Here is a 26,849-nt window from a genome sequence, read left to right as displayed (position 1 = left end):
CTGTTCTGCTGAGGGAGGCTGCTATTCGTCCGGAGCCGATTACTGTTTATCGTTTTTCTGCTTTTCATTCAGCCAGCGTTTTCCTTCCATGAACTCCGTGTGAAAGGCGGCGTAAGGAAACTCACGATCGATCTGCTTTCCTGTTTCGAGAGTTACTTTTGTTCCGGGAGCATTTACGTATCCGTCCGGATGATTGCGGAATAGTGCTGTTATTCCCTGATCTGAAAGGTCCGAGTCGGGCAGTTTAATTCCACTGCAGAGTCGTAATACGGGAACATTCGCCAACAGGTCCGCGTTTCTGAGATTCGGTGCTTCTAATCCAGAAAAATCGGGCAGTTGCGACAGTGCCTCTGCACTTTCTGGTGTGATTTCGAAGTCACGCGGTAAGATGACACGAATGGGACGAAACAGTTCGGTTTCTGAGGGCAGGAGAGACTTGTCATACGTTTGGGCACTGATCTCGGTTTTGCCATTGCTGGTGACAATTTTGCATCCCTGCTCAAGCAGTTTGATGGCAGCCTCTTGCGCCACGGGGATTCCCAGGTAGCGATTCATTGAGCCGCCATCAGTATCGATTACCGTCATACCCGGCTGGAAATTTTGCAGTTTGGCAATCAGTTCCGGTTCAAATTTGAGGCCGAAAGAAGCTATGTATAGAAACCGCAGGTTCAATTTTGCAAAACCGGGCGCACGCGCCAGTCCTTCCAATTCCTGAGGAACGGGGCTGTAAAGATGCAGTTCTCGCAATCGCGGCATTAATTCCAGAAAACGAAATTCATCATCGACCTGAGCAGCACCGAGTATGAAAGTATCAAGGTGTTCGAGTCCCATGTCGGGGTTCAGGTCTGACGTTTTCAGCGGAGTGCTGTAGATATTAAATTCAGTCGTGTTTTCATTGAAACGCAAGCCTTCCAGTGCCCTGGGTTCCAGGCTACAGTTCATCAGACTGAGTGAGTGCAGGGTCACCAGGCGGCTTAAACGCGACAGACTGGGAAGTGTGATCTTCTGCTTTGACCTGCCGAAATCAATATCGAGGATTCGGAAGGGGGCTTCAGGAAGCTGATCCAATCGATTTTTATGAGATTCAGTTCCATGGGCTTTCTTGAAACTGACATTACCACCCAGATTGATCACCCATTCGGCCGTCTCGCGTTCTGAAGACAGAGGATTTGTGTCACTCTGTTCTGTCTGTGGAACGCTGGGTAGCTTTTGCTGGTCTGCCACTCTCACTTTCAGCCAGCGATTTCCGTGATGACTGCTGGTATGAAACACGGCAAATGGAAACTCCTGATCAACCTGATTCGCTTTGTCGTCGGTAACTGGGCTTCCTTTCAGATTAAGATAAGCTTCCGGATTGTTCTGAAAGAAAGTTTCAAATCCCTGATTTGACAGGTCGGAATCGGGAAGTCGAACACCGCTGCATAGCGCCAGCACCGGGACAGCAGTCAGCAGGTCTGCATTTTTCAGCTCTTTCGAATCCAGCCTTGAAAAGGAGGGGAGTCGAGCAAACATCTCAGCGAGCTCCGGTGTGAATTCCAGATTATTCGGTAGAATGATTTCCAGAGGTTTGAATAAGTCGGTCTCGGATGGGGAATGTGATTTGTCAAAAGGAATCACGCTCCGGTCAGGACCGCTGGCTATAATGGTTATGCCCCGTTCCAGAAGTTTTAGCGCAGCTTCTCGCGCGACAGGGGTCCCCAGATAGCGATGGTGTCCTGACATATCGTTGACGATGATGGACATGCCGGGCTTTTTATCCTGGAGCACGCGAATGGCATCAGAATCAAACGTGCCACCGTCGGTATGCAGGTTCAGGAATCGCAGATTGGCCTGTTTGAATCCAGATGAGTTGGCCAGATCATTTAGTTGCAGGGTACTTGGGTTCCAGAGATGAAAATCTCTGAGATTCGACATCAGGTCAAGGAATTGAAAGTGATCATTTACCTGGACGGCGCTGATTTCAAAGGTGTCGAGGTGTTCCAGACCTTTGATCTCTTTACTGAGATGTGTGGCCTTAGCGGGAGTGCGAGCCATGCAGAAGTGTTTCATACCATTTCTGAACTCCAGCCCTTTCAGGGCACCGGGGCGCAGTCCGCAATTCGAGATATTGAGTGAGTGGAGCGATAACAGGCGACTTAAACGTGACAGGCTGGGAAGCTGGATTTTCTCTCTCGATTGATCAAAGGGGATTTGCAGAATCCGAAATGGTTCCTTCGGTAATTGCTCTATTCGGGATACCCAAAAGTCATCCCTTTCTGCTGACTTGATTACAATCCTGGCTCCCAGTCTAAGAGCCCATTCTGCTGTTTCCCGTTCGAATGCCAGTTGTGAGTCATCTAAGCGGGGGGACGTCTCTTTTTTAGTTGGCTTAACCCGATTCTGTTTTGCTGATTTAAGCTTTTCATGGACAATTTCCAGCCAGCGCCGTCCTGTACCATGCCTGGAATGGAATGCCAGATAGGGGGCATCCTGATCAAGTTGTTGAGTGAGAGACTTTGTGACCTGAGTGTCCTTGATATCGAAATATCCATCCGGATCCTGTTCGACCAGTTTTCGAAAGGCAGAATCAGTCAAGTCTGAATTTGCTAGCCTGACACCACTGGCGCACCTTAAACCGGGAACCCCGGTCAACAGGTCGGCATTCTGAGTTCCCTTTGCACTTAAATGGTAATAAAAGGGAAGGGCGGCCAGGGCATTTATAATTTCAGGAGTCAGTTTCAACTTAGGAGTGAGAGAGACTCGACTCAATGAGAAAGGGATCTCTTTCGATGGCAGGTTCTCCCTGGAAAATGTCTGGCTTCCTCGGCCTGGTTCGTGACCTTCCATGGTACAACCCAGCTCCAGTAATCTGACAGCCGCCAGTTGAGCGACCGGTTTGCCAAGGTACTGTTCTTCTCTGCCGGAACCGTTTGAAGTAATCGTCATTTCAGGTTGTGCGGATTGCAGACGTTGAACTAGCGCGTCATCAATCTCACCGTTTGGCCGCAGTCTCAAAAACCGCAATTTCGATTGTCGTAGCAGCGGAGATTCGCTTAATTCTTTCAATTTGTCAGGTAAGATATCAACGATTTCCAGAGCTCTGAGGTTCGGCATCTGTTCCAGAAAGGCAAAGTGGTCATCAATCTGGGAACCAGCCAGTTCCAGTGTATCGACGAATTCAAGTCCCTGAATCTCTTTCAAGTCAGATACTTTTAATTCCGTTTGCAGGATGCGTAAGGTTTCAAATGCCTGTTTCAATTGGAGCCCTTTGAGGGCAGCCGAAGATACTTTTGCTTGATTCAGGTTCAGTTCCTCAAGTGTCATCAACTGACTGAGGCGGCTCAAGTCCGTCAGAGGTTTATTCCGGGAACGTTGAAATTCGATTGCCTTCAGCCGGAATGGTTCATCAGGGAGTGCCTTGATGTCTTTGATGTTAAATTTGAAGTCATGTGCCATGTTGAAACGCACGATGCCCCCCCGTTTGATCAGCCACTCCGTGACTTCCCGTTCCCGGGCAAAGGGTTCGGCAGGATCAGCGACCTGTGGTACAGGTGACCCGGTCTGGTCTGGGGCCGGACTGGTGACTTTTGCTGATTTATCCGGTGTCTGGGACGGCAGCCAGTTCAATCTGATTTCCGCTGATTGGATATCTGCGGGACTGATCTCAAAGCGACCGTTTTTGATGTGAAGACCATTGACCGACGCCAGCACTCTCTGTTCGCCGTCATCGACTTTGACGGTAGTCAGTTCTCCCCAGGGAAGCCGCTGTTCACCAATGCGGAGACTGAGTTCATGTGAACCCGCTTCCTGGGCCCCGTTCCAGCTTCCTGACTTCAGTTCCAGTGGTTGCCCGTCGAGCAGCACCTGGGCCCGCTCGTCGTTCAGGGTTACATGCAGACTACCCTTTGGAGCCGTGGGTTTCAGAAAGGTGATTCCCAACAGCAGCACGGCGACCAGTGCCATACCAGCGAGAACTTTTCCCGGACTCAGACCTTTTCGAGATGAGACCGCCTGATCGGTCTCAAGCCAGTTTGTGAGGACTTGAGTGACGTCCTGCATTGTAGCGTAGCGTTGCTCAGCCGAGCGGGCCATCATTTTGCGACAGATCTGATCAAGCCGCGAATTGATGTCGGGCTGAATGTTACGGACAGGCCGCGGATCTTTCGTCATGATCTGCGACAGGATCGATGCCGTCGTTCCCTGGAAAGGACGTTGTCCGGCGAGCAGTTCGTACATGATCACACCCAGCGCGTAGATATCGCTGGGAGGGCCAATCTTTTCCAGATCGCCCTCCACCTGTTCGGGGGACATGTAAGACGGGCTCCCCATGATCTGGCCATGCTGCGTGATCTGAGTTGCCTCTTCGTTCTGGCTCATCAATGCCAGTCCGAAATCGGTAATGATGGGCGTATCGTCCTGGCGGATCATGACGTTGGCGGGCTTGAGGTCCCGATGCACAATTCCCTGCTGATGCGCAAGTTCCAGCGCCTGGGACAGCTGTTGGATCAATTCAACCGCTTCAACCTGATTGAATTTCTTCCCCTCCTGGAGCAGGGTTGCCAGTGATTCGCCTTCGATGAATTCCATCGTGATATAATGCACGCCATCAATTTCGTCGACATCATATACCGAACAGAGATTGGGATGATTCAGATTGGCAGCCGCCCGTGCTTCGCGATAAAAGCGGGCAATAAACTGGGCATCGGCGTGTTTGTCGATCTGGGGAAGTTTCAGCGCGACTTTGCGTTCGAGCTGTGTGTCGCGGGCCAGGTAAACGCAGCCCATGCCTCCCTCACCCAGGCGGGAGAGGATCTGGTAGCGTCCGAAGGTTGCTGGGAACTGCTCGAAGTGCAGGCGTGATTCTTCCACCGTGCGCAGACCGGAACTGTCCGCCTGGCCGGAATCGGATTCACCCGCAATCCGGGTTTTCGTCGCATGCGTTTTGGCAAACAGCCGGGACAATTCGTCCGCGATTTCAGGATGCTCCTGAATCAGCTCCTGCTCACTGATGATTTTACCCGAATCCCGCAGGCGGTAATAACGTTCGATCAGAATCAGTTCCTGCAGCAGGATTTCCCGCGTGGGCTGCGCGAAGTCGGCGATCGTGTCTTCCAGAGATGGAGTCTGTCCGCTCTGCCAGGAAAGTTCATATTCCTCGCAGGAATCTTCGATGCGGGTCTGAACCTCCGCAGTCAGGTTTTCCAGTTCTGATGGTTGATTCATTTATTCAATCCTTAACTCGTACACTCCGAGTTACCAGCTGGATCGCCTTTGGTTGCCTGTTCCCGACATGTTCTTCCCACAAAAATGAGAAACGAAACAAAAAATTCGGGACTGGACTCAGACCAGCTCTGATTCCACTTCTTCAGTCCAGATCTGACGTATCAGGACCAGACGTCGTTCCACGCTCCGCTCCATGACACCTACTTTGGCTGCAATCTCTGCATTGGTATAACCTTCCAGCTTCAGCCGGGCGACATCCCGCAGTGAATCTTTACCGAGTGCCGCCAACATCCGATTGGCTTCCTCGGCGGCTTCAACTGCAAGTTCCGGACTGGGGCTTTCCTGTGCCAGTTGATCCAGCCAGTTGTCGGACTCTTCGTTTGATGTACCGGAAACGGTGCGCCTGACATCCCGTTTCTGTGCGCTCTGACGTCGGTACAGGTTTTGCGTTTTACAGAGCGTGATATTCACGAGTAGCGGCCAGAGGCTGGTGCGGTCATTCAGATTGGGGAACTGACCCGCATTGAGCCGCACAAAAAAGCTGTTGAATGCGCTGAGGACGGCGTCTTCCTCGTCTTCCACCCGACAGAGATCCTTCTGCAGGTGGGAACGCGCCAGTTGGACCAGCTGCTCAAAATAGCGGTTCCAGAGCTGCTGCTGCAGGCTGTCTGCTTCTCCCCGTTTGAGTTGATCCAGCCAGTTAGTGACAGATCCCTGATTCTCCATGCCCGCTGCCATCGTCTATTCTGAGTAAGGTCGTATTGTGTTGGTCAATTTCAATGCCATCGTCCGCAGACAGGCTTCGCTTTTCCCGAAAAACTCAAATCTCGCAGCTGTCATTCACTGCATACCGGGTAAAGCCGTTTTATACCAACTCTTTGACCTGGCGGGATTTGCGACAGCTGGTTTCGAGAATTATCTGATTTCAACAGAAAAAAGAAATCTTCCGCGTCGGGATCGCTGTCTGCTCTGCGATTGTACAGCAGGAGCAGAGCAGGCACAACATTTTGATCAGTAATTTACTCGTCAGATGTAGTGCGGAATTTGACTCAAAATCAAAGAAAGCCACTTGAAAACGGGAGCTGATACGATGCAGACGGGACGAAGCGCACATTCGATCAAGAGACAGACAGGTTGTCGGGGTCTTCGCTGCTTATTTTTGCTGGTGGTCATCAGTCTGGTTCCCTCTTTCGCATGGGCTGAACATCGTCTCTGGACCAGCGCCGATGGAAAAAATCAGGTGCGGGGAGAACTCAAGGGAACCAATGGAAAGCTGGTCATCCTCGAAAAAGAGTCTGATGGCAAACTGCATCTGCTGCCGATTACAGAGCTCAGTCAGGCTGATCAGGATTTCGTAAGACAAAAATATCCAGATATCTTTGCCAAAGAGAATAATGGCTTACCGCAGGCGACACCTGAGGGCAAAGCAACTCCTATGGCTCCCGCGATGAATGGAGAGAAACCGGTCCCGACAGGTAACGCACCCGCAGACGGTCGATTCAACTGGGCTCATGTCCTGGAAGTGTTGCCTCAGTTTAAGCTCAAGCAGCTGGGGGGAGCAGCCATCCTCAGTGATAACGCAGGCCTTTATACACACGAAGAGCAACGTACGCTTCGCACCTCAGCCGATCACATTGGTGCCTTACTGAGTTACCTGGTTGATCGAGAAGGATATGAACTGCTGGCGAAAAAAATGGAAGAGAAAGGTTTCGAGGGGGCGTTCAATACCACAAATGGTAGAGAGCACCAGCGGATCGAGGATTGTTTTCACCTGTTCGAAGACGGCTATAAACTCTTTTATTCGAAAGATGATAAAAATCAGTACTACGATCTGCGTAGTTCACGCGTCAATGATTTTGACAAAGGCGTCCAGGTTGCCAGTGTAATTCGCAAGTATGCTCAGGATTTTCAGAAAATCAAATATGCGGGAGAAGCTATTCCCCTGGCGGTCTTTTCACCCGCGACTCTGGATAACTATCTGGAAGATCGGGGAGAATTCCCGTTGCGAGTCAGAGGGAGTTTGAATCATCTCAAGTTGCGATCGATTTTGAGGGAAGTCTACCTGAATTCCCCCGAAATGCCTTCCGGAATTAAAAAGACTCCTGCAGAAGCACGGGAATTTGCTCGCCAGATTGAAGGCAAAAAGCTGGCATTTCGTAAGGATGTCCTGCTGTCGAATCTCCGCTTCGAGCAGCATCGTCGATTTCTTGGCATGCTCAGAGAAGACTACCTGGTGAATGTGCAGATTGTCCGCCTCTCTCTCGTAGACGCTGCAGATCCAACCCAGGTAATTCAATCATGGGATGTCAAACCAGCGATCGAAAAGCCGACTGCACCACAGGCTGAAGAAAATCAGGATCTCGCACAGAAAATGCAACAGCTGGCCAAACAGCATGGCCTGGTAATGTGGAAAGGTTATCCTGCTGTTCGAGCTGATCTGACTTTTTCAGATGAAGTTTATCTAGGCAGCGATCACCGGCGGTTTACCGGATTTTTAGACCGGGTTGCACTGGGCTTGAATCCAAAGCACGTGAGTCCGGTTCTCCTGGCGACTCATTTTCCGGAAACCATTGGAACACTCGTCAGTATTCAAAAAAACCGGGCTGGCGGAATATATTCTGCAGACTGGCTGGGAACCAATGAATTCGACAGACGGGATATTCTTAAGCGTTTCGAGCAGAACTATACGGATAAGCTGAGTAAGTACGCGGTCGAGCTGCCGATCCGTTTTGTCGAGATTCGTAAAGTCCTGTTAGGGTTTAATCGCCGGTACGATTTCGAGCGGGAAGGGGTCTTGATAGATCTCCGCAGCGGCAATGAGAATTTTCCGGGGCTGACATCCGGCTCTTTTGACCAGCGGGATGATAAGATCAAGGGGTATTATAGACCCTGCTATGAACAGCAATTCCTGCCTCTGACTCCCGAGCAGGCACGTCCCATGTTCAGCCAGGCAGGGCCGGGAGGTTGTGAGGCTTATCTCACTCGCGTCGTGACCTGGGATCGCATGCAACTGAAAAATGATGATGAAAATACGCTTCCGCCCGTATCAATTACCACCGAATCCCTTGAACTTTACCAGGACCCCTTTCTGAAAAATCAGCTGGCTACTCTGGATTTTAAACAGCTGCCTCCTTCAATTTTGAGTGAAGCGAAAGGACAGATTCTCCCCGGTCCCGATCAGCCGGGCAACCTGGATCAATATACGCTCTTTCTGCTCAAGCACGAATTAGACGGCAATAACGTCGATCAGGCAGAGCTGGAAAAACTGTTTGATGATTACCGTTACAATTTTAAATCTAAATCTCACTCCTTTGGCAGTGATCTGTATCAGCTCAAACAGGCAGAAGAGGCTTATTCAGCTCACGGCACCGCCGACTTGAATGCGGCTCCGCGAGATCCCGCAGAAAAAGCAAAAGACATCAAGGAATGGCAAGACGCGAAAAAGAAAGTGGAACAACACTTTGTGAATCCCAGTTCGCCCTTTTTTCCTTTGAGTACTTCTCAGCGGAACCTCGATCAGAAACAGCTGCCCGCACTGAGCAAACAATGGCACGACTGGATGCGTCAGTGTCTCAAATCCACCGGGCGACGCTTTGTCGTTCATGCCGGCATCAAAGTCGATCCTCAACTGCGCGATGTGCAACTCACGGTCTCCAACGGTGCTATGCAGAATCCTTATACCTGGGGGCCGACCAGGCCGCTCATCGAACAGGGTGTTCCCGCCGATCGGCTTGTGATCCTGCCTTCCCAGGACCATCTGAACCTGGTCAACCTGACTCCCTGTCTGCAACTTGAAGAACCTCTGGAAACGACCTTCAAACAGATTCCCGACGACATTCGCGACCATATCCTCGAACGTCTCAATCAGACGGCTCGTCTCGAAATGGTTGTCTCCATCGGCGAACCCAGACTGCTCCCAGATTCCTCAGGCAAAGGCCAGGACGGGCTTCTGCTCCCAGCTCAACTGCACGGGTTCCAACTCTTCAACGATCAGAAACTGATTTTTGAATACCGCCTGCCTGAAACTGGTAAGCAGAACAACACAGATCAAACCGCCTCCGTTTCCAAGACTCCCTCTGCGATGCCGTCTGCGAAGAACGCGGTCCCCGCCGACTCCGGTCAAATTGAAACATTCACCGCCGCAACCAGCCTGCGTTTGATCGCCCGCTACCTGCCCGAATTCGCATCAGCGAATGGCGGCTCGCTGATGTTCAACCGCTGGCGACACGAATCCGATTTCCGTGCCGTCGGCGAACGCTCGAAGTTCGGTCTCAATCCGGAGCGTGGCGTTTATTTTCGTCCGCAGGCGCCGCGACCCGAAGTCGAGCAGCTCCAGGCCGAATCCGCTGCGTTCGCCCAATGGCTCAGTCGCCCTGAATCCTTGCCGGGGAACCGTTATACGCTGCGTTTCCCCGCCCGCTTTCTCCCTCTCACCGAAGACGTCAAAGGCCACCGTCGCGCGATGCCTAACGTGCGAGGTTTCACAGCCCTCTCCAACTATGGCAAAGTCCTCTCTTATATCCGAAGCGAAATCAGTAGCCGCAAGCGGAGTATCGATACGGAAAACTTCATGAACGGCAACGGTTCCAGTCGTTCCAAATCTGGTGGCGGTGGTGGCATCGGCGGCGGCCTCTATATCGGCTCCCCCAACAACGGCACCACAAACACCAAAGAAAAACCGAACGCGAAAAACAGTAAACCCTCTGCGAAAGTACTCAAGTATCGTCAGGAAATTGAAGAACTGACGCGTCTCTTAAACTACATTGAAAGTGCGCAACAGAACTTTTATCTGCACCATATCAGCAACGATTATGGCTTCACCAACCTGCAGGGCAATCTCCAGGCGTATGGCAACAACGATCTCGAAGTGATCCGCCTACAGAAGATCTACGAACCCATCTTCCCCGTATTGAATCTGAGTCACCAGATCGTCCTCCCTCAGTCACTCAACATCGAACCCGGTCGTCGCGACTGGCCCATCGAACTCGAATTCCATATCACAGGCGCCTCCTCCCAGGAGACACCGGTCCAACGCCTCGATCCTGAGATCACAGGCAAATACAGCGAACAGCTTAAACTAGAGGATCACGGCAAATACGTCGTCTTCAATGTCGAAGTCAAAGGGGCCTGGCTCATCGACCAGAAAACAGGCCAGCGATCTCACGCACTGAACCTCGTTCCCCTTACCAAAAAACAAACGGAAAAGTAAACTCCGAAGCTGAAAGTACTTCAGCTTCCAATCGAGACGGGACCGTGAAGGGTGCCCCCGTCTCGATTTTTTATCCTCTCTCAATCCGCTGTCTTTTCCCGCGAATGACTTTCCAGAAACGCGATCAGGTCCCGCAACTCGCGATCCGTCAACGCATGCACGAGACCCTGAGGCATGAAGGAAACGGGCGACTCGACAATCGCCTCCACATCATCGCGATCAAACGTCTTGTTCTGACCGTGAGCATCACGAATCGTCTCCTTCACGTACGACCGCAGCCGGATCCCCGTAAACGTCCGCCCGTCCGTCAGAATGATCGTTCGCGGCTGATATTCCGGAGCCATCTCCCGGCTCGGTTCGAGAATCGATCGCAACAGCCACGCCCGATCCTGCCGATCCCCCAGGCTGCTCAAGTCAGGCCCCACAACATTCCCGCGACCACTGTGTCGATGACAGTGAGCACAGTTCGTCAGTCGGGAATGATGAAACAGCCGCCGTCCACTCTCCACATCCGCCGACCCCTGGACCCCTTCAACCGCTTTCAGCCACGCACTGGTATCGGTCAGAGCAGGGCGGTCCGTCTTGAGGGCGCCCGGATTCACGGCCGCCTCGAAAGCATCCTTTGAATCGGGATACGCTTTCGCCAGCGCCTTTATTTGTTTCTTCTGCTCATCAGTCAGTTGCATCGAACGTAGACACCGCAGCGCTTCTTCTCGAACCACCTGGTCGGGAGAATCCGCCAGCTTCAGCATCAACCCGACCTGCTGTTCCGCCAGCGGTGCCAGGCCCGCAATCGCTTCGGCCCGCAGCACGGAATCCTGTTTTGGATCCGCAGCCAGCTGCGCCAGAATCTTCTGTGACACAATCGGATTCCCCGACAGCGTCCGCACCGCTTCCAGCGACAACTCCGCATCATTCACCGCCAGCAGTTCTTCCAGCATCGCCAGCGTCAGTCCCTTGGGGAACTGTGTCACCACCTGTTGTCCCGCTTTCGGAGCAGACCGTGACTGCGTTGGCAGCATCCGCAAAGCGTACGCCCGAATCTGCGGGGCACTCTGTTTGTCCTTCACGCGGGCCAGCAGCATCTCCGGATTCCGCACGCCGTCCAACGCCTTGCCGTTCAACGTGTTCCACGCCGCAATCGCTGCTTCAAACCGCTGATAATCCAGATCACTCTGCGCCAGCACCTGTTCCACATCAGGTAGATATGCTTTCAAACCCTTGTCCGAAATCCAGCGGATCGTCTCGAACTGCACGTCCGCGTTCTTGTCCTTCAGGAAGACGGGAATCCACGTTGACGGCTCCGCCTGGGCCAACTGCAACGCCAGTACCGCCTGCACCCGTTCCGCCGGCGACCACTTCTTCACTTCAGCCGGCGTCCACTTTGACGCTTTATGAGACAACGCCACCAGGGCCGCCCGGGCCACAAAGGGATCCTCGTTCTGCGCCAGCTTCAACAGTTCTTTCAGTGACTGTGTCGCATGTCCGCTCCGCAGATCCGCTGCCAGCTTCGCCTCTTGCGTCGGCGGTTCCAGTTCCAGGGGTCCCACCCAGTCGGCCTTCGTCAGGTCAATCTCGAGCTTCCACACCCGTCCGTAACCATGCGCCTGATACCGTCCATCAACCCAGTCACACAGATACCAGGTCATCACCTGCTGATTGTTCTTTGGGGCGGCCGCGATACAACTCGGACGAAAATAGCGTCCCCCTTTCACAATCGTGATCGGCTTCGAGGTGAAACTCGCTCCCTGTTGCTTAAGCGGAAAAAAGTCGACGCTGTGATCGCCCCACGAAGGGACCAGCAGGCCTCGGCCCAGCGGTGCGATTCCACACGGTGCTTCACCCGAAGGATGAATCATCGGCAGCGTGCCCCGCAGCTCGCCATTCCAGGCCACAAACGGATGATGGGCTTCCGAACCGTAACCCCGGTCGTAACCATAATCGCCCCCTTCGACAATATGCAGCACGCGGCACGGCGGCCGCTCTCCGGGATCATTCTCCGCAGCGAAAATCTCGCCATCCGCCCGCACACAGAGACCAAACGGATTCCAGAATCCCTCCGCAATCCGCTTCAACTGTTTCCCATCCGCAGTACAACGGAAGATGCCCCCTTTGCCCGCGCCGGTAATCTTCGTCCCGTCGGTCCCCGTCAGCGTCCAGTCCTTGGCGAAGTTTTCTCCGATCGCAAAAATCAGCTTCCCCCGGTTATCCCACGCCAGCCCTTCCAGACCGTTGTGCGGATAGTCTGCTTCACTCTCGAGCACCGCGATGTTCTCTTCGACGTCCGCCTTCCCGTCGCCGTCGGTATCCTTGATCCGCAGAATCCGGTCCCGTTCCGCCAGGTACACCCAGCCATCCGGCCCCAGTTCCAGGTCCATCGTCGCGTCGGTCGCGTTGTAGAACACCTGCCGCTTCTGTGCCCGTCCCGCTTTGTCCAGATCGGAAAAGATAAGAATCTCATCATGCTCCGGACCTACATAATCGTCGGGCCGAAAATGCGTATGCGTCGCCACGACCCAGACCCGCCCCTGTTCGTCCACATCCACGCCGGTCGGTGTCGACAACTGAGGCTGCTCAGCCACCAGCGACAACGTCACACCCGGCTGCACCGCTTTGACCTGAGGAGGACGCTCGTCTGCCGGACTGTTGTCCGCGGGACTCTTGTCCGCAGCTTTAGATGACGAGACCAGCATAGACGTAACTAACAACACAAACAGCGACAGCGATTTCATGATGATCTCTCTTTTGAGGGCAGGGGGTGGGCAGTATCTGCAGGCAGCCATCAACGGCTCCTTATAAGCTAACGCACCGCCCCACCCGAGGCAACCGATTCTCACCGCCCGGCGGATGATCATCGTCGCACCACTGACGAAACCCGCACTGCGCACAGGGCACAGCTTTACTTGCTGCTGAAATTGAACTTGATCGGCTCCCGCCGAAGCGTATTGTAGTTCCCTTCTGGCTCGCGCGCGAGGCACGTCCCCGAGCACCGGAACACGCCCCACCTCTGACCGAAGTTCACCTGCACCTCCGCCGATTTTCACCCCCTGTTTACTGAAACACCCCGCACCACTTCGCAATGTCCACCTCGCCCAGTTCAGGGCACACCAGGACAAACCCCAGCCGAACAAGGACAAAATCCAGGCCACACCAGGACAAAATCCGGCCACATCGGGACAAAATTCTGTCTTGACCCCCTCACGCCGATGAAGAAGATAACAGCCAACACCCAAGCAAACCTCACCACATACCCGCACAGCCCAAGCCCGTTTCAAATAACAGATCATGTCAGCCAACAATCCCATAACCAACTCCCTCCAGGATCAGAGGTTCAATCTGAAAGTTTCAAATCGCCTCATATCGTATTGACCCGTAGGGGCAGAGCCTGCGTGCCTGCCCGCCTCGCGACATTGTCCAGCAACAAGCCTCCAATGGAACAACATCCAGTCCCCCCGTGAGCGGCAAAGCACTAGCTGCCGGTAACCAGGGTCGACACTGAATACAACACCAGTCACAAAAGGTATCCCACCCAAACCGTTTTCGTGTCTTTCGAGCCTTTCGTGGTAGAAAAAAATCGGGTAAGCCCGAATGCAATTCGGGCCGAGCGCAGCGAGCAGGAAACTGACAGTGTTGCGTCCCTGAATAGAAATCCTGGTTTACAGTCATCCCACCAAATCAACCACAACCAGATTCACAACTCCCCAACTCCAAAAGAAAATCAGCCGCAGGGCCTTAGCCCCGGTTGAAACGTCTTAGCTAAAGCCCATGCAAAATCAGAACCACCACCAACTCCCGAGCGGAAAGGCACAACCCGCCGGTAACCAGGGTCAACACCGAAGACAACACCAGTCACAAAAGGTATCCCACCCACTGACAGCTCAACCCAAACCGTTTTCGTGCCTTTCGTGAATTTCGTGGTAGAAAACAAACTCCAGACACCCACCCATTCTACCCATCGGCACCGCCTCACCAACGTGAACATCGCGCATCATTTCCGCCGCGACTGATACCGCACGGCCCCCGCCAGACAGGCCAGCAACAACACCCCGGCCGTAATCACGGCCGTCATTTGAACCAGAGAAACCAGGCTATTCATCATTCACTCCCGCGTGTCAAAAACATCAAGCAAGTCTGCAGACAGTATCGCCCCGACAGGTAAAACCACGCTGAAGCAAATCTAAAATATCCTTCATCTAAAAAAATAAGCCCCCAGACTAATTCCCAAACGTAGGGGCAGCCCTATGTGGCTGCCCGCCGAACGAAATGACCCGTATAACTCCTCCCCACATCTCAATCAGACAGCACCAGTGAGCAGCAAAGCACGACCCGCCGGTAAACACGGTTGGCGTTGAATAGAACACCGGTGGCGAGCGCCATTCCGCTCACAGAAACGAAGCGATCATTCCCGTGAGCAGCAAATCGCCAGCCGCCGGTAACAGGGTCGACACTGCATACAACACCAGCCACAAAAGGGATTCCACACTCACTAACTTGCGGTCACATAACCATTTGCTACACTGGTGAAATGTGCACACTCACCAGCCAGGCCTTTCGTGCCTTTCGTGGTAGCAAAATCAAAAACGATTTCACACTCCCCTCCAGAACTAGGAACCCCCATGGCGAAGAAAAAAGCAGCCCCCAAATAGAGTATGAAGAGTTATTGCCTCTTGTAGTTCATGATGAATCGAACGATTGATTCTCAGATATGCGCGTATATCAGTGTAAAGGAGATTCAGATGACACAACCACGCCCGTGGTTAGATGAAGTTTTAGATGCTTTTGAGGAACTTGGTGGTGAAGCAACTTTAAAAGAAATTTATGATCGCATCGAAAGTCGTGGGATTATGAATTTCTATTCAAATAAGCATTGGCAAGCGGCTGTGAGACGAACCATTGAAACTCATTCTTCGGATAGCGAAGCCTACAAAGAAGAGTATCCAGATTTGTTTGAATCAACGGCTGGTATTGGGAAAGGAATATGGAATCTACGTTGACGTTTGCGTTGGTTTTGAATTTCTGTCGAGCAGTTCTGGAGATTCGTCTCAACGGAACGAACCGGAGGATCTGTTGATTCCTCGTCGTCGGTTTTGGGATCCGGTTTGATTTTACCATTATCCGGAGGCTTGATCTCCACCGCATGCACCATCTCAAACAGCAGGAACTCTTCCCCAAACCGTACATACCGCAGCAACTCAATATTTCGATTGATCTGCTGAACGGCGTGCTCATCATATTTCGTGAAGTTACCGGCAATACACAGCAGGCGGGGGTTCGACCACTCGATGTTTTCCGCCATTTCCTGGCCGAACTGCTTGATCACCATCAGTTCGAATTCCGCCCGGTGATCCATCAGCCAGTCCAGGTAAAACAGCCCCTGGTTGATCACGTTTTCATTACTGGTCCGCTTGTATTCGATAATACACGGGCAGCCGTTCTCATCGATCCCCAGCGTGTCAATCCGCCCGGCGTGCGTTTTTCCGGTGGAATATTCACTGGCCAAAAATTTGATTCCCAGCAGCGTCTCCAGATGATTTTCGATCAAAATTTGTAGCGACTTTTCCAGCGCGACCGTCTTGCCTTCCAGTTCGGTGACGGCATCGCCCTGTGTACGAAATAATTTAATATCACTCATGAGGCTGCCCAGTATTCTCCGGAAATCGCGGTCAGTTTTTTAAATACGTCTTTGTGCTGTTCGATCGTCTTTTTATCGGAAGTAAAACGCAGGCGTTTGGATTTGGAGATATACGTAATACTGATCGAGTCCAGCAGCTCCTTCGCTTCCTCCAGTAAATGATCGGGAATCCGGAACTCAAACAGACTCTTGCCATCGCTCCGCTTATGAAGAAAGCAATAGCTGTTACTGTTTAACGTGATCGCGATATAGAACTTGGTATAGTTCAGTTCCGAATGCTCCAGGATCTCTTCGCTGACTTCCTGCAGCGCTTTCGCATTCTCAATCACCCACGAAGCCCGCTCCTTCCAGTAACTCAGATCGTACGTCTTATTATCCGGCGCAGCACCGTCGTCGATCTCTTCATAAGTATCCAGCACCTTCGTGAAATGCAGAGAACGCACCCCGCCCACCTCGATGATATTGGCCTGAATCGCAATGATCGGGATCGAATGGCTCAGCAGATGAATCACGTTGAAAAACCGACGCGTGATTGACTCCGCTACCAGCACCGCCGTATGTTGTCGCTGCGGCCAGCGTCGTTTTTCGTTATCCCAGTATTCGATCGTGCGGATGATATGCGATTCATCAGTGTCCCCGAGCATGATTTCGACTTCATACATCGCATCATCCTCGGCGTTTTTCATCAACAGATCCAGCCGCCCGCCGCTCGACTGCCGACGTTCCTTGTCGATGGCATCAAGCTCACCCAGACCGAGACAGCTCGGGTTTTCATAGATCTGATCCTGCAGCCAGTATTCGTTATAGCCACACTCACGAATCGAAAGCTTGCTGGCTATCGGTAGCGGCGTCGGTTCCATTCAGGTTCTCCCGGAGATCGTCTTCTGACTTCACTTCGCTTTTTCCAGGGCTGAATGGCCCTGTATCACCTAACTTGTTTTCCTACCATCATTTGGTACACATAATAAACTGTACACTCATCCTACTCAGACGACATTCAAATGTCGATCATGAGAAACCATTGATTTGAAATTCAAACACTCCAGGAACCAGCCGGCACTGTCTGACTCAAGCGCACCACCCACCCCGTTTCGCGCCTTTCGATGTAGAAAAAAACAAACGAGTCGACCGCTGCTTGATCTAACAAGATCTGCGGATGAAACTCTCTTGCTTAGTTCTTACTTGAATACTGGACTGACGTTCGCTATTTTTAAAAGTGTTACTCGGTGATCGCAATTCTTTTTCAATATATATGGTGGATTCTGAGATGTCCTTTGCTTACTGCCTGGATCTTTTTCGTCCGTGTCTTGCCTGTGGTGTACGCGTACTGCTGACCTGTCTGTTAATTCTGTCCACACTGTGGTCATCGCCAGCTGAGGCGAGCCAGAAACGCAGTGCTGCCGTGCAGCCGACGGTCTACCTGGATCTGCAGAAGCAGGATACGAACGTTCGCGTTCCCGGCGTTCTCATTCGTGAACTGTTTCGGCAGGCCTTTCTGATCGCCGCCCGCGAAGAGTTTGGCGCCCGCACACGCGATGCCTCTCTGGGCGAACCGCTTCCGGCACTGAAAGACAAAGATGTACCGGTCTTCAATATCCATGTCACCATCACTCGTCGCGGGCGGTATGTCGTCCAGGTCATGCAGCGGGACGGTGAAAAATTAAAGCTGATTGAAAAGCGGGATCTGAAACTGACCAATCGCAGTTCCGCCACCGAGGCTGTCCAGTTGGCAGAGGAGTACTCGCGTACCTGGTTTAAGGATCTGCTGCAGCAGGCCGGTTACGTGCCGCAAAAAAAGAAAGCCACGAAAGAGGCGATTCCCACCGAGCCGCTCCGTTTTATCAAGATAGACGATTTAAACTTCCGGCAGCAGTACGCACAACTGATCGATGCGCACGCCGCGATCGCGAAGCAGGGGGAGTCTCCCGCACTGTTGGCGCAACTGGCGCAGAGCTATGCGCTGTTTGGAACGCTGACCGAACAGTACTGGAGCCTGATTCCCCTGGCGACCAAAGCCCGCGGACTGCTCTATGCCGAACGCCTGCAGCAGAAGCATCCCGACACCGCTTACGCCCTTTCCAATCGGGCCCTGGTGCGGGGGCTGCTGGGACTGGATCGGATGGCCCTCAAGGACATCGAAACGATTGCGGGTCTGAAGTCACAAACGAATGTGCCCGCGGAATGGCTGCCGGTCGTCGAAGCGCACTGTCGGTACGACAACCGAAAGCTGAAGGACCAGAAACTGACACTGGAAAATGAACTGCTGCGGGACTACCTCGCTCTGCTGCAGGTCACTTATTTCGGCACGCCTCAACAGCAGAACGACATCGCCGACACGCTGCAGATCCGGGACATCCACTCGGTGCGGGCCTTTTATACCCGACCCCGAACGCTCGACGATCGTCAGAGCCTGGCCATAATTCACGATGTGAACTTCAAACTGATCCAATTTTGTCAGCCTTATCTCAAAGGGAAAAATGTCCGCAAACTACTTCCTGAATTCGCCGGCACCAGACTGCAGAAACTGGTTGAAAGCCGCGATGCCCTTGTGGCGATGCTCAAGGACCGGGGAACCGATCCGGCTGAGAAGACCGAGCCTTCCTTTTCGATGCTGGCCAGCACGGTGCAGGATCTGACCATGCTGCAGGCCTGGGATTTGGTCAGTCGCAGACAGGAACTCAGGTCCGTGAATGCGGACCAGGAACTCAATCTGTTTTTGAAATCGCTGGACAAGCATCCCTTCAAGCCGTTCCTGCAGACCTTCGGCTGGCAGCAGGCGATTGCACTCGAGGCGTTTAACGAATTGGGCCAGGTCCCGGGAGAGTACTGGACCACGGCGACGCATCAGATTCTGGCCCGCGACCGCGAAATCGGTCTACCCAACGAACCGCTGGAAACGGTCCGCGATACCACCTATATCCGTAACGGCAGTCATGTGATTTCCGAGCTGGCCTTCGTAATCGACTACGCCGTTCCCGAAGAGGAAAAGCCACAATGGGTCCCTCACTTGACAGCCGTCAGTCCGGATTCCCCTTACACCATCATTCAGGAACTGACTTTTAACTGGAAGCAGAACGAGCCGCGCGTCCCCGAACTGCTCAAGAGATATGCCGATGTCGATCAACTGACCCATGCGATTGCCTACCAGTATTCACTGCGATTCGATTATCCCCGCGCGGAAACGATCTATCAGCAAGTCTTCAACCAGCGTCCGACTTACGAGAACATCTACCCCCTGATTAAAATCGCCCAGCTGCAGGGGAAAGACGAAAAGGAACTGAGGCTGCGTAACGAAGCTCTGGCGCTGGTACAGAGCGTGATGGAACGCGCGGGAGTGGAGGCTGAGATCGCCCGCTATTACATTAAGAAGAAAGACTATAAAGAGGCTTTAAAGCACGCCAAAGTGGCTGCGAAAACGTACTCTGGCTGGGGCCTGAGACTTGAGGCGGAGTGCCATGAACTTCTGGGGGATCTGGACAGTGCCCTGGAACTGCGCAAACAGGAAGCGGTCCGTTATAACAATCAATTTGATTTCCATACCTGGTGCCGTTCGCGGGGACTCGAACCGCCCGCGGAAATACAGACGTTCGTCAAGCCTTATGTGGATTATTATTCAAATGTGCCACTGTCCGATGACCGGTATCTTGTTTCTGATCAGCTGATGTACAAACAGCTTTCTGTGGTTGGCTGTTATCAGTATCTCGAAGGAAATCCGCAGGCGGCCATGAAAGTCTGGGACTATACCGCGGATGAGTACCATTTTGTGGGCGAAGCGTATCCGGCAATCATGGCAGCGCTGATTGCCGATGAACTGGGCATGACGAAAGAGCGGGATGAGTATCTCTCGCAGGCGCTTGACATCGAATTTCTCTCCCGGGGCAAGAAATATCACCTGCCGCAGCTCAATCAGATCCTGCTCTGCAAACGGATTCTCACCGGGAAAGATGCTCAGGCCCTCTCACCCGAGGTGATCGACTGGTATCTGCAGGAACCGGAAAGTCACCAGGCTCGCATTTTTTATCAGTATTTCGTCGGCAAGGCACTGCTGCAGAAAAAACAGAACAAACTGGCAATCCGCTATCTGCAGCAGGCTGCCGAATCGGAAGAGATGACAGGCCTGCTCGCAGCAGCGGTGCTCCTTAAACTGAAACACAAACCAGAACCTGTCGAGAGTCAGGTTGCGGAGCAGAGTACAACAGACTTACATGAACTGTTAGATCAGGTCTACGCTTACGAATATCACAAACGTCGCGAACTGCAACTGGTGACGCTAAATCGGGCGGCAGAACTGTTTCCTGAATCCAGTCTCGTTTTCATCAGACGAGGCAAGCTGCAGGCGCTCCTGAAACAGCGGGATCGCGCCCGACAGGATTTTGATAAAGCTATCGAACTGACACCAGAGGTGCCGGAGGTTTGGATTAGCCGCGGTGAGTATCTTGAGTCCACAGGCCAGGATCAGGCTGCCGTCAAAGACTTCGAAGAGGTGGTGCAACGCGATCCTCAGAACAGCTTCGCACCGCAAGCAGCCGCTCAACTGCTCGCCTCCAGCCCGGATGACAAGGTGCGTGACGGCAAGCGGGCACTTGAATATGCACAACAGGCAACCCGGCTCATCCCCGAACAGAAATCTCTAAACATGGCGCTGCTGGCAGCCGCGTATGCTGAACTCGGGCAGTTTGATAAAGCGAAAGAATATAATCAAAATGCGATCAAATACGAACAAAATTATCGCATCAAAAAATCTTACCAGAGTCGACAGAAGCTCTATGATGCTGGAAAGCCCTATCGATTAAAGAAGCGTTCCTGAATAACTGTTTTCAGAAGACCAGCAATCCGGAGTTAAAATTCCGGGAACTCTGTACTCCGCTGGTGCGTCAGGAAATTGCTGTGAAAGTTGTTGACAGTCGCTGAGGGGCACTTTTAAGATATAGTGTGCCCCTGTTTATTTGTGGGCACTTTTGTCTAGATCGCCAACGCCATTCTGTGACAGGCAGCGTTTCGCCCTGCTGCCCGCGGTTTCTGCAACTGAGTTTCTACCCACTCTGCCCCAGACACAATCGATTTCCCGTCAGCATGGAACGATATCATCTATGAACAGCTCCGCTGCCAGCCAACATGAGATTTCGGAAGAAGTCCTCAAGAATGCCCAGTTCATCCAGGCCGTCCGCGACCAGGTCGCCACGGTCGTTGTCGGCCAGGATGAGGTCGTCGAACGCCTGTTGATCTCCCTGTTTACCGGCGGTCATATTCTGCTCCAGGGGGTGCCGGGACTGGCGAAAACGCTGCTCGTGTCGGTCCTCTCCAAATCGATCGATCTCGATTTCTCCCGCATTCAATTTACCATCGACCTGCTGCCCTCCGATATTCTGGGCTCGCAGATCCTCGATCAGAAAACCAACGAGTTCGTCACCCGCACCGGGCCGATCTTCACCAACCTGCTGCTGGCCGACGAAATTAACCGGGCGGCTCCCAAGGTGCAGGGGGCACTGCTGGAAGCGATGCAGGAACGCAAGGTGACCATCGGCAACGAAACCTTCCCGCTCCCCGCGCCGTTCCTGGTGATCGCCACGCAGAACCCGGTGGAGCAGGCCGGAACCTTTGAACTGCCCGAGGCCCAGCTCGACCGCTTCATGCTCTGTCACCGCCTGGACTATCCCGATCCGAGTGAGGAACGCGAAGTCCTCAAACGCAACATGGCACTCGGCATTCGTCGCGAAGACCGCGGAGCCGTGGTGAATACCGAATTCGACGTCATGCAGCAACAACCCGTCGGCACAGCCGATGACCTGGTCGCCTGCATGCAGGCCGTCAACGACATTCACGTCAGCGATACCTTTGTGGAACACGTGATCGAAGTCATCAACCGCACACGCAATCATCCCAACATCGAACTGGGCTGCAGTCCGCGTGCCGGCATCGCGCTGGTCAAGGCTTCCCGTGCCCGGGCACTGATCCAGGGACGCAATTACGTGATTCCCGAAGACCTGTTCGTGCTGGCCGAGGATGTCATCCTGCACCGCATCCGGCTGAATTACGAAGCGCTCGCCGACGGACTCACCGGCCAGGGGGTGCTGCAGGATATGCTCCGCGACCTGGGGGCGACGCCGTCCCTGGTTGGGCGGGAGGACTAGTCGCCGCTGTCTCGAATCACGTTATCGAATACTCTCACAAATTTAAAACAGGTGCTGCATGGAAGGCTTACTGGAACAGATTGATCCGCTGGACGCACGGCAGTTCTACATTGCCGTCAAGCGACTCGCGGACAGCCTGAGTTACGGGACCGACAAGTCACCGTTCCTCGGTTCCGGGCTCGAGTTCTTCCAGTCGCGACCCTACCAGGAAGGGGATCCGATCAAAAGCATCGACTGGCGGGTCACCGCCCGTACCGGCAAGCTGTTTATCAAGGAATACGAAACCCCCAAGCGGCTTCCCTGTTATCTGCTCATCGACACCTCCGCTTCGATGATGATCAGCTCCACCGCGAAAAGTAAATACGGTCTGGCCCTGCACATCGCGGGCGGGCTCGCTTTTGCCTGCCTGGAACGCGTCAGTCCCGTCGGCGTTCTCGGCGTCGGCGAAACCGATCTGCGGATTCATCCCAGCCTTTCCAAAGACCAGGTCATGCAGTGGCTGGTCCGTCTGAGACGCTTCCGCTACGACGAACAGACCACCATCGGTCAACGGGTGGCCGAGTTCAGCCCCAGCCTCAAGAGTCGGGCGCTGATTATCGTCCTCTCCGACCTGCACGATCCCAAAGCGGTTCCCGCCCTCAAGCAACTCGCACAACGACACGATACCGTGGTGATCCAGTTTCGCGATCCGGCTGAGAGCGGGCTGCGCGGAGCTGGACTGATGCGGGCCCGCGAAGCAGAGACCGGCAGCGACTTCGTCACACACGGCCGCAAGGTCTGGCTCGACCAGGAGCAGATCGACTTCCAGCTGAAACGCAGCGGCATCGATCATCTGTTAATTGAAACGGACGAGCCGTTCGTCCCCCATTTAAGGCAGTTCTTTTCTTCCCGCGATATTCTCTCACGAGGGAGCCGTTAATGAGAGACCGGCAGGCATTTTTCCGAACTCTGATTCTGCAGCCACTCGCGCTGGTCCTGCTGGCCTGCGTCTACGGAGCCGCACCGTCTCCCTCCGCCGCAGCAGAGGAGCCCTCCAGTGCGTCAGTCGGCATGTCGCAACGCATAGAGGACGTCATCCTCCCCGGTTCCGAACTGCAGGTCAAACAGATTACCGACGACGATCCGATCATCTTAAGGATTGTCAGCATCCACCCGCACGGCCCGGACATGTTCCGTTATGAACTGGAATACTACGGCCTCCAGCCCGGTGAATATAATCTGGCAGACTTCCTCGAACGCAAAGATAAGAGTGCATTAGGCGAACTGCCCGCGATCCCGGTGCGCATCAAGTCGATTCTCCCCGCCAGTCGCGTGGAGCCCAACAGCCCCTCGGCCACATCGATCCCCCGGATCGGCGGCTACCAGTTCTGGATGACCATCATCTTCCTGCTCTGGACGGTGGGCGCCTTTCTGATTGTCTTCGTCAAACGCAAATCAGCCAATGAAACCGATGAAACACAACAGCCGCCCCCCTCGCTGTCAGATCGTCTGCAGCCCATGGTCGAAAAAGCGATTGCGGGCAAGCTGACTCAGACGCAGATGGCAGAACTGGAAATGATGCTGGTCGCATTCTGGCGAAAACGACTGCACCTGGAACAGACCGACGTTGCCGAGGTGACCCGGATTTTAAGACAGCACGAGGAAGCAGGTCCGCTGCTGCAACAGCTGGAAATCCTGTTGCATCGCCCCGACGCGGACCCGCAGTTGAACAGCCCGCAGATCGCGCAGATTCTGGAACCGTATCAGAATCTACCCGCCGATGCCCTCGACGAGGAGCTGGCGTCCCTCGCTACCTGAATACAAGATAAGTAAGAATGAATTGAAAACAAAACAATGCAACACAAGGCAAACTGGTAAATCGACGTTATGAGTTTTTCACATCCCTGGGTACTCCTGTTCTTAATCGTGCCGATCGCGCTGCTGGTCTGGATCTGGCGGCGTGACGGGGGACACGTCGTGCTCCCCTTCGACCACGGAGTTCAGACACGCGGCCGTGCCTGGGGAACGCTGGTCAATCTCGCGCAGTCACTGCCCGCGTTGATCCTGGCGGTTGTCGTACTGATTCTCGCCGGTCCGCAACAACTGAGTGCCCCCAAAACCAGGCGGGTGCTGACCAACATCGAATTCTGCGTCGACGTCTCCGGCAGTATGACCGCCTCCTTCGGCGAAGGCACACGCTACGATGCCTCGATGGCCGCCATCAACAAGTTTCTCGATTACCGCGAAGGCGACGCCTTCGGCCTGACGTTCTTCGGCAACGAAGTCCTGCACTGGGTTCCCCTGACGACCGATGTCTCCGCGATCAAGTGCGCGCCCCCGTTCATGGATCCCATGAGCCCCGGTCATCCGCACTGGCTGGGAGGCACCGAAATCGGTAAGGCCCTTCGCGCGTGCCGGGAAGTACTCATCTCACGCGAGCAGGGGGACCGGATGATTGTCCTCGTCTCCGACGGCTACAGCTTCGATCTCGGGAACGGACAGGATGTGGAGATTGCTGAAAAGCTCAAGGCGGATGGCATCGTGGTTTACGCGATTCACATCGCAGCCAGTGAAGTGCCCGGTCCGGTTGTGAACATCACCGGTCTCACGGGGGGCGAGGTCTTCGAGCCCGAAAGTCCGCAGGCACTGGAAACCGTGTTCAAGCACATCGACGAAATGCAGGAGACGCGCCTGGAACGGACGGCAGCGGAATCGATGGACAACTTTTATCCCTACAGTCTGGCAGGTCTGATCCTGCTGGGGAGCAGCACACTTTCACTCTTTGGATTGAGGTTTACACCGTGGTAGCAGGACTGGCGGCAATTGTGATCCTGGTGGTAGCCACCGGCGCGGAAATGCTCCACGCCCGGCGGATCAGGCGGATTGCGCCGCTCGTCTTCGGTCCCTCCGCCCAACCCGCGGCCTGGGCCCGCATCGTGCCTGCACTCCGCGTGCTCTCACTTACCGGGCTCTGCTGGGGACTGATCACCCTGCTGCTGCTGCCTCCCAAAATTCATGCGGCCCAGGCTATCCCCGATAACGAAATGAAGCACCTGCTGATCGTGCTCGATGTCTCGCCCAGTATGCGGCTCGAAGACGCCGGTCAGAACAAGGATCAGGCTCGCATGCAACGCGCCTCGCGATTGATGGAATCCTTTTTCGAACGGGCCAATATGAACCGCTACCAGACCAGCGTGATCGCCGTCTATAACGCGGCCAAGCGGGTCGTCGAAGATACCCGCGACCTGGAAGTGATTCACAATATCTTCAACGATCTGCCCATGCATCACGCGTTTGTCTCCGGCGAAACCGATCTGTTCTCGGGACTGGAAGAAGCCGCGGAGCTGGCGAAACCCTGGAATCCACACAGCACCACGCTTCTGCTCATCAGTGACGGCGATACCGTGCCCGGCGTCGGCATGCCCAAAATGCCCGTCTCGGTCGCCAATGCGGTAGTGATCGGCGTGGGAGATTCCGTCAAAGGCTCGTTTATCAACGGACACCATTCCCGCCAGGATGTCTCCACGCTGCGACAACTGGCCATTCGCCTGAACGGTACTTATCACAACGGCAACGAAAAACATCTCAGCACCGACCTGATCGATCAACTGGCGGTCGGCGGTGAAGAGAATCCCTTTGAAAAGCTGACCCGCCGCGAATACGCCCTGGCGATCTGCGGTCTCTCGGCCTTGATCTACGCCCTGATTCCCTGGTTGCTGCATTACTGGGGTACCGGCTGGAGACCGGGGGTCTTCACCAGTCGCAAAGAACGGGCACGGGCCCGGCGGGAAGCGGAACGGAAACAGAAGTCAACACAACTGCATCCGACGGCCACATGACCGACGGAAAACGGAATACAGGAAACCAGTTTTGTCACTTGTGCAATGGAAACTGATTGCAGGAAGGAAAGTCCAATGAGAATTATGCTGCTACTTTGCTGGGGGCTGGTCCCGCTCTTTCTGGGCGCCTACCACTACGGACCAGGACAGGCACAGCTGAAGCTCGATGATGTGGACCAGAGAGTCAAAGTCGCTCAGACCGCCGAAGAGCACGGCAACTGGAGTCGGGCCGTAGCGCTCTACAACGAGGCCCTGCCATTCGTTCCTGCGGAGAATGTGAAGGAATCACGTAAAATCCGCCTCGCACGCGACAAAGCGATGATGTACACCGGAGAACTTCCCGAAGCCTACCTCGATCTGCAGGCACTCCTCGGAGAACTTCAGGCCGATGAGAAACCCGATGCGGAACTGTTGAAAGAAACACGCTCCGCGATGGCCAATGCGGAATATTACGTTACCTGGACGCTGCGTCTCGAAGGGGTTGGCAAAGATGGCTGGGAACCCATCATCGAGTCATCGCGTCAGAACTATCGCCTGCTCGCGGAAAACGCAGAGAAAACCGGCGACAAAGGTGAGCTCAAAGAACAGCAGGAGAATCTGGAAGCCGTCATCCGACTTGCGAATCTCGATCTGACCGATCTGCAGGGCATGCCGATTCCCAAACAGTGTAAGTGCAAAGGCTGCTGTAACGGCGTCTGTAACGGCAAGAAGCCGGGGAAGAAGCCAGGAAAAGGCAAGGGAAAGAAAAAGGAAAAGGACCATCGTGGCGCCAGTGCTGGACCACCACCGGATAAAAGTGGTTCGTAATGTCTGACGGAGAAGGGGGGATTCGCCGGCGAATCCCCCGGACGACTGCT

At 53.9% G+C, this 26,849-nt stretch carries 14 protein-coding genes and 1 pseudogene; 10 read left to right on the top strand and 5 right to left on the bottom strand.

The window, feature by feature from the left end:
• Window positions 1-39: 39 nt before the first annotated feature.
• Window positions 40-5,202: a serine/threonine protein kinase gene (locus tag FYZ48_RS00250; protein ID WP_149336358.1), complete on the bottom strand. Its 5,163-nt coding sequence runs from the start codon at window positions 5,200-5,202 to the stop codon at window positions 40-42.
• Between the two features lie 117 nt (window positions 5,203-5,319).
• Window positions 5,320-5,940, bottom strand: coding sequence for an ECF-type sigma factor (locus FYZ48_RS00245; protein WP_198422162.1), 621 nt, complete (start codon window positions 5,938-5,940; stop codon window positions 5,320-5,322).
• A 25-nt stretch (window positions 5,941-5,965) separates the two neighbouring features.
• Here FYZ48_RS00245 and FYZ48_RS00240 point away from each other — a divergent pair, with 25 nt between their 5' ends.
• Window positions 5,966-6,220: a hypothetical protein gene (locus tag FYZ48_RS00240; RefSeq protein ID WP_149336356.1), complete on the top strand. Its 255-nt coding sequence runs from the start codon at window positions 5,966-5,968 to the stop codon at window positions 6,218-6,220.
• A gap of 72 nt (window positions 6,221-6,292) precedes the next feature.
• The gene (locus FYZ48_RS00235) at window positions 6,293-10,411 is read left to right on the top strand and encodes a hypothetical protein (RefSeq protein WP_149336354.1); all 4,119 of its coding nucleotides are present in this window, start codon (window positions 6,293-6,295) and stop codon (window positions 10,409-10,411) included.
• Window positions 10,412-10,491: 80 nt separating this feature from the next.
• Here FYZ48_RS00235 and FYZ48_RS00230 read toward each other — a convergent pair whose 3' ends face one another.
• Complete coding sequence (locus FYZ48_RS00230; protein WP_187781800.1) at window positions 10,492-13,194, bottom strand: PVC-type heme-binding CxxCH protein; 2,703 nt, start codon at window positions 13,192-13,194, stop codon at window positions 10,492-10,494.
• Window positions 13,195-15,147: 1,953 nt separating this feature from the next.
• Here FYZ48_RS00230 and FYZ48_RS00225 point away from each other — a divergent pair.
• Window positions 15,148-15,405 carry a hypothetical protein gene (locus FYZ48_RS00225; protein WP_149336350.1) on the top strand — a complete coding sequence of 86 codons (258 nt, stop codon included), beginning with the start codon at window positions 15,148-15,150 and terminating at the stop codon, window positions 15,403-15,405.
• A 136-nt stretch (window positions 15,406-15,541) separates the two neighbouring features.
• Here the strand turns inward: FYZ48_RS00225 and FYZ48_RS00220 are convergent.
• Both FYZ48_RS00220 and FYZ48_RS00215 read right to left on the bottom strand, forming a co-directional pair.
• Window positions 15,542-16,043 (bottom strand): annotated as a pseudogene (locus FYZ48_RS00220) (DUF91 domain-containing protein); the annotation flags it as partial.
• Entirely contained in the window at window positions 16,040-16,903 is an 864-nt protein-coding gene (locus FYZ48_RS00215; RefSeq protein WP_149336348.1) for a hypothetical protein, read from the bottom strand. The pseudogene FYZ48_RS00220 and the gene FYZ48_RS00215, both read right to left, overlap by 4 nt.
• A gap of 407 nt (window positions 16,904-17,310) precedes the next feature.
• On the opposite strand from FYZ48_RS00215, the gene FYZ48_RS00210 reads away from it, so the two are divergent.
• The 7 genes from FYZ48_RS00210 (at window position 17,311) to FYZ48_RS00180 (ending at window position 26,799) form a co-directional block, all read left to right on the top strand.
• Entirely contained in the window at window positions 17,311-20,850 is a 3,540-nt protein-coding gene (locus FYZ48_RS00210) for a tetratricopeptide repeat protein (RefSeq protein WP_187781799.1), read from the top strand.
• A 283-nt stretch (window positions 20,851-21,133) separates the two neighbouring features.
• Window positions 21,134-22,174, top strand: a complete 1,041-nt coding sequence (locus tag FYZ48_RS00205) for an AAA family ATPase (RefSeq protein WP_149336344.1) — start codon at window positions 21,134-21,136, stop codon at window positions 22,172-22,174.
• A 58-nt stretch (window positions 22,175-22,232) separates the two neighbouring features.
• On the top strand, window positions 22,233-23,093 hold the full coding sequence (locus FYZ48_RS00200; protein ID WP_149336342.1) for a DUF58 domain-containing protein: 861 nt from the start codon (window positions 22,233-22,235) through the stop codon (window positions 23,091-23,093).
• On the top strand, window positions 23,093-23,971 hold the full coding sequence (locus FYZ48_RS00195; protein ID WP_149336340.1) for a hypothetical protein: 879 nt from the start codon (window positions 23,093-23,095) through the stop codon (window positions 23,969-23,971). The genes FYZ48_RS00200 and FYZ48_RS00195 overlap by 1 nt, the downstream gene beginning before the upstream one ends.
• 69 nt (window positions 23,972-24,040) lie before the next feature.
• The gene (locus tag FYZ48_RS00190; RefSeq protein WP_145439816.1) at window positions 24,041-24,961 is read left to right on the top strand and encodes a vWA domain-containing protein; all 921 of its coding nucleotides are present in this window, start codon (window positions 24,041-24,043) and stop codon (window positions 24,959-24,961) included.
• Complete coding sequence (locus FYZ48_RS00185) at window positions 24,955-25,992, top strand: vWA domain-containing protein (RefSeq protein ID WP_149336338.1); 1,038 nt, start codon at window positions 24,955-24,957, stop codon at window positions 25,990-25,992. The genes FYZ48_RS00190 and FYZ48_RS00185 overlap by 7 nt, the downstream gene beginning before the upstream one ends.
• A gap of 75 nt (window positions 25,993-26,067) precedes the next feature.
• Window positions 26,068-26,799, top strand: a complete 732-nt coding sequence (locus FYZ48_RS00180; protein WP_149336336.1) for a hypothetical protein — start codon at window positions 26,068-26,070, stop codon at window positions 26,797-26,799.
• Window positions 26,800-26,849 lie beyond the last annotated feature (50 nt).

The organism is Gimesia chilikensis (genome assembly GCF_008329715.1).
GTDB lineage: Bacteria > Planctomycetota > Planctomycetia > Planctomycetales > Planctomycetaceae > Gimesia > Gimesia chilikensis.
This window is presented reverse-complemented; position numbering and strand designations above follow the sequence as displayed.

Excerpts from the sequence above, each read along its gene's own strand:
- FYZ48_RS00250 (WP_149336358.1), bottom strand. The coding sequence starts at position 5,202 with ATGAATCAACCATCAGAACTGGAAAACCTGACTGCGGAGGTTCAGACC.
- FYZ48_RS00225 (WP_149336350.1), top strand. The coding sequence starts at position 15,148 with ATGACACAACCACGCCCGTGGTTAGATGAAGTTTTAGATGCTTTTGAG.
- FYZ48_RS00180 (WP_149336336.1), top strand. The coding sequence starts at position 26,068 with ATGAGAATTATGCTGCTACTTTGCTGGGGGCTGGTCCCGCTCTTTCTG.
- FYZ48_RS00230 (WP_187781800.1), bottom strand. The coding sequence starts at position 13,194 with ATGGCTGCCTGCAGATACTGCCCACCCCCTGCCCTCAAAAGAGAGATC.
- FYZ48_RS00195 (WP_149336340.1), top strand. The coding sequence starts at position 23,093 with ATGAGAGACCGGCAGGCATTTTTCCGAACTCTGATTCTGCAGCCACTC.
- FYZ48_RS00235 (WP_149336354.1), top strand. The coding sequence starts at position 6,293 with ATGCAGACGGGACGAAGCGCACATTCGATCAAGAGACAGACAGGTTGT.
- FYZ48_RS00205 (WP_149336344.1), top strand. The coding sequence starts at position 21,134 with ATGAACAGCTCCGCTGCCAGCCAACATGAGATTTCGGAAGAAGTCCTC.
- FYZ48_RS00210 (WP_187781799.1), top strand. The coding sequence starts at position 17,311 with ATGTCCTTTGCTTACTGCCTGGATCTTTTTCGTCCGTGTCTTGCCTGT.
- FYZ48_RS00200 (WP_149336342.1), top strand. The coding sequence starts at position 22,233 with ATGGAAGGCTTACTGGAACAGATTGATCCGCTGGACGCACGGCAGTTC.
- FYZ48_RS00190 (WP_145439816.1), top strand. The coding sequence starts at position 24,041 with ATGAGTTTTTCACATCCCTGGGTACTCCTGTTCTTAATCGTGCCGATC.
- FYZ48_RS00245 (WP_198422162.1), bottom strand. The coding sequence starts at position 5,940 with ATGGCAGCGGGCATGGAGAATCAGGGATCTGTCACTAACTGGCTGGAT.
- FYZ48_RS00215 (WP_149336348.1), bottom strand. The coding sequence starts at position 16,903 with ATGGAACCGACGCCGCTACCGATAGCCAGCAAGCTTTCGATTCGTGAG.